Here is a 13,043-nt window from a genome sequence, read left to right as displayed (position 1 = left end):
GTGGACGGAATGACCTGCTGTTGCGCCCCTGTAGGAGCTGGCTTGCCAGCGAAAGCGGTGTGTCAGTCGCCATTGATATTGAATGTGCCGCCGCCTTCGCTGGCAAGCCAGCTCCTACAGGGGATTGTGTTTCAATCGACGGGTCGGGGGCGTCTACGTAGAACTACGTAGAGGGCTCGTACGTAGTAACGCGGATTTATTTGTGGACGGCATGCGCGGATATTGGGCCAGCTCCGCTCAGCGGACACAATTATAAAAATTACCGCCGCAGTCCACTGGCTGTCGGCAGGAGACCCCTATGCCCCGTCTGGCTAAACACCTCGCCTGGTTTGCCGTGGCTGTCCTGGGAGCGTTCGCGCTGAGTGTCGTGGCCCTGCGCCGCGGCGAAGCCATCAACGCCCTCTGGATCGTAGTCGCTGCAGTCGCCATCTACCTCGTTGCATACCGCTACTACAGCCTGTTCATCGCCAATAAAGTGATGCAGCTCGATCCCAATCGCGCTACACCCGCCGTGCTCAACAATGACGGCCTGGACTTCGTTCCCACCAACAAACACGTGCTCTTCGGTCACCACTTCGCGGCGATTGCCGGCGCGGGGCCCCTGGTCGGTCCGGTCCTGGCGGCGCAGATGGGTTATCTGCCCGGTACGCTGTGGCTGATCGCCGGCGTGGTGCTGGCCGGTGCGGTCCAGGACTTCATGGTCCTGTTCATGTCCACCCGCCGCAACGGCCGTTCCCTGGGCGACATGGTCCGTGAAGAAATGGGCCGTATCCCCGGCACCATCGCCTTGTTTGGCTGCTTCCTGATCATGATCATCATCCTCGCGGTGCTGGCGCTGATCGTGGTCAAGGCCCTGGCTGAAAGCCCATGGGGCATGTTCACGGTGATGGCGACCATCCCGATCGCGATGTTCATGGGCATCTACATGCGCTACATCCGCCCGGGCCGTATCGGTGAAATCTCGGTGATCGGTGTGGCGCTGCTGCTCGGTTCGATCTGGCTCGGTGGGCAGATTGCCGCTGACCCGGTCTGGGCCAAGGCGTTCAGCTTCACGGGGATCCAGATCACCTGGATGTTGATCGGCTACGGGTTTGTCGCTGCGGTACTGCCGGTGTGGCTGATCCTCGCACCCCGTGACTACCTGTCGACCTTCTTGAAAATCGGCACCATTGTCGCCTTGGCGATCGGCATCCTGGTCACCATGCCCGAGCTGAAAATGCCGGCATTGACCCAGTTCATCGACGGCACCGGGCCGGTGTGGAAGGGCGGTCTGTTCCCGTTCCTGTTCATCACCATCGCCTGCGGCGCGGTCTCGGGTTTCCATGCGCTGATCGCTTCGGGCACCACGCCCAAGTTGCTGGCCAGCGAAGGCCATGCCCGTTACATCGGGTACGGCGGCATGTTGATGGAATCCTTCGTCGCCATCATGGCGATGGTGGCTGCTTCGGTGATCGAGCCAGGCGTGTACTTCGCCATGAACAGCCCGGCGGCGATTGTCGGCTCCGATGCTGTGACGGTGGCGCAGACCGTCAGCAGCTGGGGTTTTGCAATTACCCCGGAAGCGCTGCAAGCGGTGGCCAAGGACATCGGTGAAACCACCATCCTGGCCCGTGCCGGCGGTGCGCCGACCCTGGCGGTCGGTATCGCGCAGATCCTGCACAGTGTCCTGCCGGGTGAAAACACCATGGCGTTCTGGTACCACTTCGCGATCCTGTTCGAAGCGTTGTTCATCCTCACCGCGGTAGACGCCGGTACCCGTGCCGGACGCTTCATGCTCCAGGACTTGCTCGGCTCCTTCGTGCCGGCGCTGAAACGCACCGAGTCCTGGACCGCCAACCTGATCGCCACCGCCGGTTGCGTGGCCATGTGGGGTTATCTGCTGTACCAGGGGGTGATCGATCCGCTGGGCGGCATCAACACCTTGTGGCCGCTGTTCGGTATCTCCAACCAGATGCTGGCCGGGATCGCGCTGATGCTGGCGACCGTGGTGCTGATCAAAATGAAGCGTCAACGCTACGTGTGGGTCACCATGCTGCCTGCGGTCTGGCTGCTGATCTGCACCACCACTGCCGGTTTCATCAAGCTGTTCGACGCCAACCCGGCGATCGGTTTCCTCGCGCTGGCGAAGAAATACAGCGATGCCCTGGCCAACGGTCAGGTGCTGGCACCGGCCAAGAACATCGACCAGATGCAGCACGTGATCTACAACGCCTACACCAACGCCACGCTGACGGCGCTGTTCCTGTTGGTGGTGTTCAGCATCCTGTTCTTTGCACTCAAGGTCGGCATTGCCGCCTGGGGCACCAAGGAACGTACGGATAAAGAAGCACCGTTCCAGGCCCTGCCGGATGCTTGATCGAGGAGTGCAGCATGTTCAATGACCTGAGTCGCCTGGGTAAATACCTCGGTCAGGCCGCGCGTCTGATGGTCGGCATGCCCGACTATGACAACTACGTGGAGCATATGCAGAACAAACACCCGGACAAACCGGTGATGAGCTACGAGATGTTCTTCCGTGAACGTCAGGAAGCCCGTTACGGCAGCAAGAGCGGTCCGAAGTGTTGTTGATGGTTGCCAGCGTTCTTTATTGAACTTGTTTCAACTAGCAAAAACGAAAACGCCGCTCATTCGAGCGGCGTTTGTCGTTTGCGCGCGATAAAGCAAGTTCGGAACCAAACATATAGCCGCTCTATTTCCCTCCTCATTATCGACAGCTTGTTGACGCCAGGGATTTGTGCTGTCCGGTTGCATCTAAAAGCGATTGGCCTTAGTGCAAAACAGTTGAGCGTGTCATCCAAGCGTCAGCCATAAATAACAACTAGATCAGGCAAATCAATCGCTAAGCGGCGCTGTGGGCCAGTGAGCAAGAAAGCGGCAGAAAACTGACAAACAAAAAAAGACAGTCATATCCTCCCCCTAAAAGTCGGTGATACATCATGATCAAGATCATGGCGTGCTTGCTAATGGGAGCTCTTACTGCAGGATGCAACGGCATCGTTAAACCCGATTTTTCGGGCGCTGTTAACGATTCATATTTTCTAGTCTTCTCCGGTTTTCCTTTGGCGTATGTGTATATGGCTTCGGCGGTGCAATGGAACGAGGACTACGCCGTCACCGCCCGCCATACGCCGTTGATCCCAAACGTGAAGTACAGCTGCAGCACAGGTTGCGACCTGGTGTTCTTCCAGCACAAGGCTAATGGCCGCTTCCCGTCCTGGCGCGCGCCGCGTGTGGGCGAGCGCATCACGGCCGTGGGGGGCAGCCCTTATCTGATCACCACCACCGGCAAGGGCAAGGTGTATCCAACGCCTTTCATCAATACCGATGAACACAGTGGCGATCTGTACGGTATCCATGATGCCCCGTTGATCAAGGGCATGTCGGGTGGGCCGGTCGTCGCCAGCGACGGCAGTGTGGTCGGCATCAATATCGGTTTCTATTCCACTACATTGAACGATGTTAGCGCCCACCCCGGGGTCAATACCGCCGAGAGGATGAGTATCTTTGTGCCTTACTCGATCGTTCTGCGCGAGTGGGGGTTGTTGCAGGCGAAGCTCGAGGATCCGAACGGCACGAAATATGTCACGAAGTAGGGGCTTTTTTGCGGGGTTGGAAGGGTGCATGGCGGTGCCCAACGGAGGGGTGCCGCAGGCATTTGCCGCTACTTGCCCGTCGGGGCTGTTACCAGTGCCGGCTGAGGCCTGGCCGTGTCGCGGGGATGAATTCGAGCGTTTGCAGGTTCAGCAGGGTGAAGTGGCCGCGTTCCGGCAGCCAGCCGCCAGTGTCGATGTGGTAGACATTGCCCAGGATGACCGGCTGGGGCAGGGGTGTATGACCTACCACCACAGCGAGCACCCCCGACACGCCGCCGGGGTCGCTGTCGGTGATGCGCCGGCGTGACCACTGCAGGGTCGTGGCGATCTGTTCGGCCTCGATCGCTGAGGCGGACAGCGCGTCAGTCATGGCTTGCCAGCTGCCCCGTGGCACATCCGCGTGCACGATGCCGATCAGGCCTTGCGCCGTCTCGACCTCCATCACCAACGGCAAATCAGCGAGGATGCCCGCGTAATAGGCCTGCTCGCCGCCCGACAGGCCGTAGAACCAGGCGCCGCCATTGGCAAAGTGCAGGCCGCGTTCAGCGCTGGTGCGGCCGGCGGCGTGGGAATCGATGGTCATCTGCTCGTGGTTGCCCCGCACTGCATGAAACCAGGGCTTGCGCAGCAGCCATTGATCGACGTCCAGTGTTTGCGGCCCGCGGTCGACCAGATCGCCCACGCTGAACAGGCGGTCGATGGAGGGATTGAATCCGGCAGCCTCCAGTGCAACCTGCAGCCGGGCGAAGTGGCCGTGAATGTCACCCACGGCCAGGTCGCGACCGACAGGATTGGCGGCGAAGCGCTGCACTTCTCGGGTTTCGAACATGGGAATGCCTTGCCCACCACACATTGGCGGGCTGGTAGTCCGTTGAGTTTAGGCCAGGAAGTGGTGGGTGACAGGCAGGATGTCGGTGCCGGTCTGGCTGGCGAACATCAAGCCATCACATTAACCGACACCGATCGAGCGAAGTCAGAAGCCGGTAACTTGTCCGAGATTATTGTCCTGCTTGCCAGCGATGAGGTGCAGGGGGATGTGTTGCTGTTCATCGATGGATGAGACTTCAAAACCGCCCACCACCTGGGGCTGTCGCTCGCACACTTCGGTCGACTCTCCAGCCAGTATTTTAGCCATTCTTGCGTGATTCGCGGCGATTTCATTGAGAGTTGACATGTTACATCCCCCGGGTGACTGACCAAGCGTATCGCTGGCGTCCTTGAACATTGATTTGAGTGCTGCCGCGTCAGAATTACGTCGATCTGGAGCTGCTACGACCGGCCTTTGCAATCCTTGAGCCAGAGAGGGTTGGGTAATTGACGCTACCCTTAGCATAGGCGACGAATGGTGGTTTTGCGTTACAAAGCGGGTGGTTTTGGCGGTGACTGTCAGGGCGCCTTCGCTTCAGTGCGGCGATCCGACAAGCCAGCTCCTACAGGGATCACCTGCGTACAGATGGATTGTGGTCAACGCCAATCCCCTGTAGGAGCCGGCTTGCTGGCGAAGGCGTCTGCATGAGCGCTGCATGGCTTGAGGGCGCCTTCGCTGGCAAGCCAGCTTCTACAGGGTCATTGGCGTACGCGGATTTTGTGTTTAGCCGGTGCTTTTCAGAACCGATACTCGGCCGGAACCTGATGGGCGATGAAGTGCTGCATGTGTTCGAAAAAGCGGGTCTGCAGTTTCGACGTCGGCCCCTGCACCGGCAACAGCAGGCTGAAATCCATTTCAATCGCCGGCTCGAACGCCCTGAACACCACGCCATTGCCGCGGTATTCGACCGCGCTGATGGCGTCGACCAGCGCCACCCCCAGCCCTTGTTCGACAAAGGTGCACATGGGCAGCGACAGTTGGGTTTCCAGGCGCAGTTCGCGCTCGACCCCATACGCGGCAAATATCGAGTCAATGTGTTGGCGCGAGCCGATGGATTGCGGGTAGGAAATGAACGCCTCGCCTTGCAGGTCCTCGGGATGGATCGTGGCCTTGTCCTGCAAGCGATGGTTCGCCGGCAGTGCGCAGAGCATGCGGGTGGCCAGGAGTTTTTCGGCGCGCGGGCTGGGGTAGGTATTGGGCAGGACGATGATGCCCAGGTCGCAGCGCTGGCCGACCACCAGGTCCACGACCTCGCGTGAGGAATGCACCACCAGCGAAATCTGCACGTGCTCATGCTCGGCCATGAACGCGGCGATGGCTCGCGGCAGGAATGAAAGCCCCATGGCCGGGGCGCTGGCAATGTGCAGTGAACCGCGTTTGAGGCTGCGGATGTCCTGTGCCGTCCGGGCAATGCGTTCGACCCCGAGCAACGAGCGTTGCACTTCCTGATACAGCGTCATGGCTTCGGCGGTCGGTTGCAGCCGGCCCTTGATCCGGTCGAACAAACTGAAACCGATGTCCTCCTCAAGGCTGGCAATCAGTCGCGTCGCTGCCGGTTGCGAGATGTGCAGCATCTCGGCGGCACGGGTGACGGTCTGGCCCAGGATGACCGCGCGAAAGGCCTCCAGCTGACGAAGATTCATGGCGGGTATCCTTGGCTAATATCCATAACAAAAAGACATGACCTTGGCAAAATAAAGCATTTTTCAACTCACTGACAGCGCTCTAGGATCCTCTGCATCAAGATCATTCAGGCGTAATGCCTGCGCCGCAGGTGATTGCGCGGCGTTGAAAGAGCGGCAGTGCAACTCATGCAAAAAACTGATGTGATGATCGTAGGGGGTGGTTTGGTCGGGCTGTCCATTGCCTATGGCCTGGCCCTGCTCGGTCGCCAGGTCAGCGTCCTGGACGAGGGCGATGACGCCTATCGGGCGGCGCGTGGCAACTTCGGCCTGCTGTGGGTCCAGGGCAAGGGCTACAAGATGAGTCCCTATGCGCAATGGACTCGGGATTCGGTGGCGCTGTGGCCACGGTTCGCCGCCGCGTTGCAGGCCGACAGCGGCATCGACCTCCATCTGCGTCAGCCCGGCGGATTCCAGCTGTGTTTGAGTGAGCAAGAGATGGCCGAGGAAAGCCGTCGATTGCACTGGTTGCGCGAGGCCATGCACGGTGATTATCCGTTCGAACTGCTGGATTCGGCGCAACTGCGTGCCCGTTTGCCGGGGGTGGGGCCGTCGGTAGTGGGCGGCTGTTACTCGCCCATGGACGGTCAGGTCAATCCGTTGAAATTGTTGCGTTCGCTGTACGCCGCCTGCCAGTCGCGCGGGGTCAGGATCCTCAATGGCCAGCGGGTCCGCGCCATTGGCCAGCACGGCCCGGGCTTCGAACTGGATACCGGTGAACAGCGCTGGTACGCCGGGCAGCTGGTGCTGGCCGCCGGGCTCGGCAATCGCGAACTGGGCGCGCAGTTGGGCATGGACGTGCCCGTGAGCCCCAATCGTGGGCAGATTCTGGTGACCGAGCGTCTCAAACCCTTTTTGCATTACCCCACCACCTACGTGCGCCAGACCGACGAAGGCACGGTGCAGCTGGGCGATTCCCATGAGTCGGCGGGTTTCGACGACAGTACCAGCAGCGAAGTGATGGCCAGCATCGCCCGGCGCGCCGTGCAGTGCTTTCCCCGGTTGGGGCAGGTCCGCCTGGTTCGGGCTTGGGGTGCGCTGCGGGTGCTGAGCGCCGACGGCTTTCCCATCTACGAAGCTTCGCAGGTCTGCCCGGGGGCAGTGGTAGTCAGTTGCCACAGCGGCGTGACCCTGGCGGCGATCCATGCCTTGCGCCTGGCGCCGTGGATTGCCGGTGACTATGACGAGCCGGCCGTGGCGCCTTTCAGTCTGCAACGCTTCAGTCGCAAACCCGAGGTGCGCCATGCCGGCTGACAGCTTGTTTCGGGCGTTGGATCCTGCGGAAAAAACCGTGCAGATCGAATTCGAAGGCGCGTTGTTATCGGTGCCCGCAGGAATTTCCCTGGCCGCGGCCTTGCTGCTCAGCGGAGTCACTCACACCCGCGACAGCGCAGTCAGCGGCAGACCCGGTGCGCCCTTTTGCATGATGGGCGTGTGCTTCGAGTGTCTGGTCGAGGTGGACGGGCAGGCCAATTGTCAGGCGTGCCTGCTGCCGGTTCGCGCGGGCATGCGTGTTCTGCGCCAGTGTGGGGCCAGGGATTTTCTGGATCCTGGCCATGACGAGGAGGGCGCTGATGAATAAGCACACAGTAGACCTGATTGTGATCGGCGCCGGTCCGGCGGGCATGAGCGCTGCCATTGAGGCCACGCGCCACGGCCTGTCGGTGGCGGTGCTGGATGAGCAAGGCAGCCCCGGTGGGCAAATCTATCGCAATATCCAGCAGGCCGATGCGCGCAGCCGCCGCGTATTGGGCGATGACTATGGGACGGGTGCGGAGCTGGTCGCGAAGTTCCTGCGGTGCGGGGCCCGTTACCTGGCCAACGCTGCCATCTGGCAAGTGACGCCCCAGCGTCAGGTGCATTACCTGATCGATGGCCGCGCCGAGATCCTGCAAGGGCGTCATGTATTGATCGCCACTGGTGCGTTCGAACGGCCCATGCCCATTCCGGGCTGGACCTTGCCGGGCGTCATGACCGCCGGCGCCGGGCAGATCCTGCTCAAAAGTGCCGCGCTGGTGCCGCAAGGGCCGGTGGTGCTGGCCGGCTGCGGACCCTTGTTGTACCTGCTGGCGGTGCAATACCTGCGGGCGGGCATCGCCATCGAAGCGTTGGTGGACACCAGCGGCCGGGGCGATCTGCTGCGTGCCTGGCGCAACGTCCCGGGCGCCTTGCGCGGCTGGCGTGACCTGCTCAAGGGCGGGCAATTGCTCATCGAATTGAAACGCGCCGGGGTCAGGCATTTCCGGGAGGCCCGGGATCTGCAGATCGAAGGCACGGCGCAGGCCAGCGCCCTGAGTTTCGACAGTGGCGGTCGGCGCTGGACCCTTCCAGCCTCGCTGATTCTGCTGCATCAGGGCGTGGTACCCAACACCCAGATCAGTTGGTCGCTGCGCCTCGAACATGACTGGAGCGAACAGCAATTGTGCTGGATCGCGCGTCGCGACAGCCAGGGTGAAACCAGTCTGCCGGGCATTTTTATCGCCGGTGACGGTGGCGCCATCGGCGGTGCGCAGGTGGCGCTGCTCGAAGGCCGGCTGGCCGGGCTGGCGATTGCTGCCAGCTCGGCAAAGATTGACGCGCAACAGTTGCAGCAACTCGCCGCGCCTTACCGCAAGGCCTTGATGCGCCAGCGTGCCGCGCGGCCACTGATCGATGCGTTATACCGCCCGCAACAGCAAAACCGCATTCCCGCCGACGAGGTAATCGTCTGTCGCTGCGAAGAAGTCAGCGCCGGCGCGATTCGCCAACACGTCGCCCTCGGTTGCCTGGGGCCCAATCAGGCGAAGGCGTTCGGCCGCTGCGGCATGGGGCCCTGCCAGGGGCGCCTGTGTGGCTTGAGCGTCACCGAAATCATTGCCGAACAGCGCAACGTCCCCGCCGCCGAGGTCGGGTATTACCGTATTCGATCGCCACTCAAACCCATCACCCTTGCCCAATTATCCACTGAGACACCTCTCACCCAGGAGCCTGTATGAGCCTTATTCAACGCATCGAAAGCAATCCACGCCTGAGCCGCAGCGTCGTGCATAACGGCGTGGCCTGGCTCAGCGGCATCGTCGCCGCCGATTGCAGCCAGGACATCCGAGGCCAGACGCGCCAGGTGCTGCAACGGCTCGACGAACTGCTGGAAATCTCCGGCAGCGACAAAAGCCGACTGCTCAGCGTGCAGATCTGGATGAAAGACATGGCGGCCGATTTCGCCGGCATGAATGAAACCTGGAGCGCCTGGGTCGATGCCGGGCAGACGCCGGCACGAGCCACCGCGCAAGTGATGTTCGATGATCCGCAGATCCTGTTGGAGTTGATCGTCACCGCCGCCGTCGAGGCGTCTGCGTAGTACCCGTCGCGCCGGGTGCAGCCTGGCGCAACGACGGAGCAGGCGGCCGACAGAGCCGTCATCTCCCTGTTCACATTGCCGCTGCCATAACGGTCGCCTTCCTTTGCGGAGCGCCCGACATAAACAACATCGCATCTGGAGCCATGAATGAACGTAAAAAACACGCTATTGAAGGTTGGCCTGGTCTCGCTGCTGGCGTTCGGCGCCCACCTGCACGCGGCGGAGCAACCGCTGCGCCTGGGCATCGAAGCGGCTTACCCGCCGTTCGCTTCGAAAACGCCGGATAACGCCATCGTCGGCTTCGACTACGACATCGGCCAGGCCCTGTGCGCCGAGATGAAAGTCCAGTGCGTGTGGCAGGAGCAGGAGTTCGACGGGCTGATTCCCGCGCTCAAGGTGAAGAAAGTCGACGCGGTGATTTCTTCGATGTCCATGACCCCTGAACGGCTGAAATCGGTCGACTTCAGCAATCGCTATTACCGCATTCCGGCGCGCCTGGTGTTCAAGAAGGGCAGCGGCATCAGCGAGATTCCGGCCCAGCTCAAAGGCAAGCGGATCGGGGTGCAGCGCGCGACCAACTTCGATCGCTACGTCACCGAAAAATTTGCCCCGGCCGGTGCCGAAGTGGTGCGCTACGGCTCGCAGAATGAAATCTTTCTCGACCTGCTCGGCGGACGCCTCGACGCCACCATGGCCAGTTCGGTGGTGATCGATGAAAGCCTGTTGAAGCGGCCGGAAGGGCAGGACTTCGAGTTTGTCGGCCCGAGTTTCACCGAAGAGCAGTTCTTCGGTACCGGTATTGGCATCGCCGTGCGCAAGAACGATCCGCTGGCAGGTCGATTCAACCAGGCACTGGCGACGATTCGGGCCAACGGCACCTACGACACCATTCGCCAGAAGTATTTCGATTTCGATATTTACGGCGAGTAAGCAACGAGGTCGTTACGGCACGCATGCCTGGGCGTGCGGCCGTTGTTTTAGTCGCGCAGAGTCGAGCTGCAAACCAGGGCGCGTCATGTACAGCCATCACCCTCGATCTCGTCCATAGGGTCGATCACCTGGGCGCTCTGGTTGCGAACGTTGCCAATCGCGCGGTCAACCCTGAACCACTCGAAAGCCTCGGTCGGTTCACCCTGAAACAGCGCCATCTGCTCGGCGCGCTCCATGGGCGTCGTGGGCTCCAGCCATTCCCGGGCCAGTTCCGGCGACAACGTCACTGGTCGCCGGTCATGGATGTCCACCATGCCGCCGACGCTGTCGGCGGTGATGATGACGAAGCCGTCGTGTTCGCCCGGCTCGTGCTCGGCGTTGGGGTACTGGCCGATTGCGGCGCAGAGGATCGGCGTTCGGTCACAGTGACGGATCAGGTAAGGCTGCTTCTTTGGTCCGCCTTCATCGACCCATTCAAACCAGTTGTCGATGGCAATGATCGCCCGGCGTGGCCAGATCGTCTTGAAGAACGGGCCATGGGCGACTTTCTCGACCCGGGCGTTGATCGGCGCGGCGCCGTCCTTGGCCCAGTGCGGGCGCCAGCCCCAGCGCACCAGATCGGCGCGCAAAAACTGGCCTTCCTGATGAAACAGCGCGAGCTGTGTGGTCGGCGCGGCGTTATAGCGCGCCATCGGCTGGTCGCCGGCATAGTTGATCAGGGCGTTTGGAATGGCGAGCGCCGCGACGAAATCGTGAATGCCCCGATACTGGGAAAGGCGTCCGCACATGGTGTGTTCTCCGGCTGTGTCTTCAGCGTAGCCCAGCGGCCAGAGGTTTCGTGATGAATCCTCGACCAAGGCACATGTCGCAGTCTTCTCGTCGATCAAATCGATCGAGGCAGGCGGGGCAGGTGCGGAACCGGGCCAGGTCGAGAAGCGGCCGCATTCTTTCGAACAGACGCAAATCGCGGCATTCCCGGGCGACCTGGGCGGCGTCCACCAATGCGCGGTAAAGGTCCGGATCCTCGATCGGCTCATAGGTGACACCCTCGACCGTGCGCCCGGTTTCCATCAGGTCAAACTGCTGCCCATCGGGCAAGGTCAAGGCAAGCCCGGTAATTCTCGCCACCACCCCGGACGGGGTGAACACCAGGTTCGCCCCGGTTGCATCCTGGTAAATCTTGCCGTCGTAGGAAAATCGGGCGTTGTCGGCCAGCGAGCTTGCGGCATAGAAAATCGATCGCGAAATCCGCCCGAACAGCTCGCTGCTGGCGCGACGAACAACATCATAGGCAGACGCGCCGCAGTAACGGGCCGGTGCGCTGTGCAGTTCTTCCACGGCGTGCCAGTAGGCGGCGTTGGCCAGTTCGTTCATGTCGAAGTGCTGGAGTTCATCGATCAACCCCTCGGCGGCCAGGGTCGCACTCAAGCTGTGCAGGGTCTGGCGATGGGCCTCGGGGTTGTGCATTCGAAAATCATGGTCGTCGAGGGTCGAGCGCCACTGCTGGAGTCTCAGCGCCTTGGCCTGGTCGAAATTCATGGGGATGGGTTCGCTGTACAAATACTGGTTGTATGTACAGTAATCGAAGCAAGGCGATCAGGCGAGGGTGGGGCGACGGGCTGCAGGACACGAGGTGGTCGGACTATCCCTGCCTCAGAAATTCTTTCAACGCGCGAACAATATCGAGATTGGACTGCGCCGTGATGCGACCTGGATGCTGGTCGAACATGTGGGGCGCTCCAGGGTAGACGTGAAGTTCCACGGCAACGCCTGCGCGGGATAGTCGCAGTGCATAGTCGATGTCTTCTTCAAGAAATAAATCCAGCGACCCCACGGAGAGAAAACTCGGAGGCAGGCCGCGCAGGTTCAGTTGCATGGACGGTGAGAATAAACCTATCCGTTCATCGTCAAGGCTGTAGCTTGCGCGAAGGCAATCCCAGCAGAATTGGTTTGGCGTCGGCAGCCAGCTGAAAGTGCCTGTGCTTTCGTTTGTGTGCGGTGAATCTGCCGTGCCCGTACGGTAATCAAGCATGGGATAGACAAGCATCTGCGCGGCGAGCGGATATTCCTCTCGGTCACGCGCCAGGATGGCCAATGCGGCCGCCAGGCCTCCACCTGCGCTGTGCCCCATGACCGCCACGTTCCGCGGATTTATGCGGTACTTGCGCTGATTGGCAAATATCCAGCCGAGTGCCGCATAGCAGTCTTCAAGAGGAATTGGAAAAGGGTGTTCGGGAGCCAGTCGATAATCAACTGCGACAATCAGCGTGTTCAATTCTTCGGCTAGATCGGCCAGGTAGTCATCTGCCATTTCAGGCTGGCCAAGGACGAAGCCTCCGCCGTGAATGTAAAGGATCGCTGGCAGGGCTACAGCGCTTGTTGTTCCTTGAGGCCTGTAAAGGCACAGGCGTAGAGCTTCTCCATCCGCCTCTGCTGTCGTCCATGATTCTTCACAACGGGCATTGCGCCTGGATGTGTAAGTCGCGCTGACACGCGACCGGATAGTTGGCAACGTGGCGAGCGACCAGTCTTCTGCGCCTGGTGTCAGAAAACCGTGAAACTCGGGATCAAGCAATTCATGTGGTTTCAATATTCCGCCCCTTTCGCGCCGAGCAGCATGGCACCCATTTCCG

The 13,043-nt window shown here is 61.0% G+C and carries 14 protein-coding genes; 8 read left to right on the top strand and 6 right to left on the bottom strand.

Annotated features, from left to right (window positions below):
- Nucleotides 1-298: 298 nt before the first annotated feature.
- From ACA062_RS19025 to ACA062_RS19015, 3 genes are all read left to right on the top strand, one after another.
- Nucleotides 299-2,356 (top strand): carbon starvation CstA family protein, encoded by a 2,058-nt coding sequence (locus ACA062_RS19025; protein WP_497452488.1) that lies wholly within the window; start codon nt 299-301, stop codon nt 2,354-2,356.
- Nucleotides 2,357-2,370: 14 nt separating this feature from the next.
- Nucleotides 2,371-2,568, top strand: coding sequence for a YbdD/YjiX family protein (locus ACA062_RS19020; RefSeq protein ID WP_497452487.1), 198 nt, complete (start codon nt 2,371-2,373; stop codon nt 2,566-2,568).
- A 368-nt stretch (nt 2,569-2,936) separates the two neighbouring features.
- Complete coding sequence (locus ACA062_RS19015) at nt 2,937-3,593, top strand: S1 family serine peptidase (RefSeq protein WP_497452486.1); 657 nt, start codon at nt 2,937-2,939, stop codon at nt 3,591-3,593.
- An 88-nt stretch (nt 3,594-3,681) separates the two neighbouring features.
- Here ACA062_RS19015 and ACA062_RS19010 read toward each other — a convergent pair whose 3' ends face one another.
- The 3 genes from ACA062_RS19010 to ACA062_RS19000 form a co-directional block, all read right to left on the bottom strand.
- Nucleotides 3,682-4,422, bottom strand: coding sequence for a metallophosphoesterase (locus tag ACA062_RS19010; protein WP_497452485.1), 741 nt, complete (start codon nt 4,420-4,422; stop codon nt 3,682-3,684).
- 144 nt (nt 4,423-4,566) lie between these two features.
- Nucleotides 4,567-4,767 carry a hypothetical protein gene (locus tag ACA062_RS19005; RefSeq protein ID WP_497452484.1) on the bottom strand — a complete coding sequence of 67 codons (201 nt, stop codon included), beginning with the start codon at nt 4,765-4,767 and terminating at the stop codon, nt 4,567-4,569.
- Nucleotides 4,768-5,198: 431 nt separating this feature from the next.
- Nucleotides 5,199-6,104: a LysR substrate-binding domain-containing protein gene (locus ACA062_RS19000; protein ID WP_497452483.1), complete on the bottom strand. Its 906-nt coding sequence runs from the start codon at nt 6,102-6,104 to the stop codon at nt 5,199-5,201.
- A gap of 168 nt (nt 6,105-6,272) precedes the next feature.
- Here ACA062_RS19000 and ACA062_RS18995 point away from each other — a divergent pair, with 168 nt between their 5' ends.
- The 5 genes from ACA062_RS18995 (at nt 6,273) to ACA062_RS18975 (ending at nt 10,410) form a co-directional block, all read left to right on the top strand.
- Nucleotides 6,273-7,397 (top strand): NAD(P)/FAD-dependent oxidoreductase, encoded by a 1,125-nt coding sequence (locus ACA062_RS18995; protein ID WP_497452482.1) that lies wholly within the window; start codon nt 6,273-6,275, stop codon nt 7,395-7,397.
- Nucleotides 7,387-7,725: a (2Fe-2S)-binding protein gene (locus ACA062_RS18990; protein WP_497452481.1), complete on the top strand. Its 339-nt coding sequence runs from the start codon at nt 7,387-7,389 to the stop codon at nt 7,723-7,725. Before ACA062_RS18995 ends, ACA062_RS18990 begins: the two co-directional genes overlap by 11 nt.
- The gene (locus tag ACA062_RS18985) at nt 7,718-9,118 is read left to right on the top strand and encodes an FAD-dependent oxidoreductase (protein ID WP_497452480.1); all 1,401 of its coding nucleotides are present in this window, start codon (nt 7,718-7,720) and stop codon (nt 9,116-9,118) included. The genes ACA062_RS18990 and ACA062_RS18985 overlap by 8 nt, the downstream gene beginning before the upstream one ends.
- Nucleotides 9,115-9,480: a RidA family protein gene (locus ACA062_RS18980; RefSeq protein ID WP_497452479.1), complete on the top strand. Its 366-nt coding sequence runs from the start codon at nt 9,115-9,117 to the stop codon at nt 9,478-9,480. The genes ACA062_RS18985 and ACA062_RS18980 overlap by 4 nt, the downstream gene beginning before the upstream one ends.
- A 147-nt stretch (nt 9,481-9,627) precedes the next feature.
- Nucleotides 9,628-10,410, top strand: coding sequence for an ABC transporter substrate-binding protein (locus tag ACA062_RS18975; protein ID WP_497452478.1), 783 nt, complete (start codon nt 9,628-9,630; stop codon nt 10,408-10,410).
- An 83-nt stretch (nt 10,411-10,493) separates the two neighbouring features.
- Here the strand turns inward: ACA062_RS18975 and ACA062_RS18970 are convergent, their stop codons facing one another.
- From ACA062_RS18970 to ACA062_RS18960, 3 genes are all read right to left on the bottom strand, one after another.
- Entirely contained in the window at nt 10,494-11,198 is a 705-nt protein-coding gene (locus ACA062_RS18970; protein WP_497452477.1) for an SOS response-associated peptidase family protein, read from the bottom strand.
- Nucleotides 11,199-11,220: 22 nt separating this feature from the next.
- A complete protein-coding gene (locus ACA062_RS18965; RefSeq protein WP_497452476.1) occupies nt 11,221-11,949 on the bottom strand; it encodes a hypothetical protein in 729 nt (242 codons plus the stop codon).
- 103 nt (nt 11,950-12,052) lie between these two features.
- Complete coding sequence (locus ACA062_RS18960) at nt 12,053-13,000, bottom strand: alpha/beta hydrolase (RefSeq protein WP_497452475.1); 948 nt, start codon at nt 12,998-13,000, stop codon at nt 12,053-12,055.
- Nucleotides 13,001-13,043: the final 43 nt, after the last annotated feature.

Source organism: Pseudomonas sp. LBUM1679, from assembly GCF_059695565.1.
This window is presented reverse-complemented; position numbering and strand designations above follow the sequence as displayed.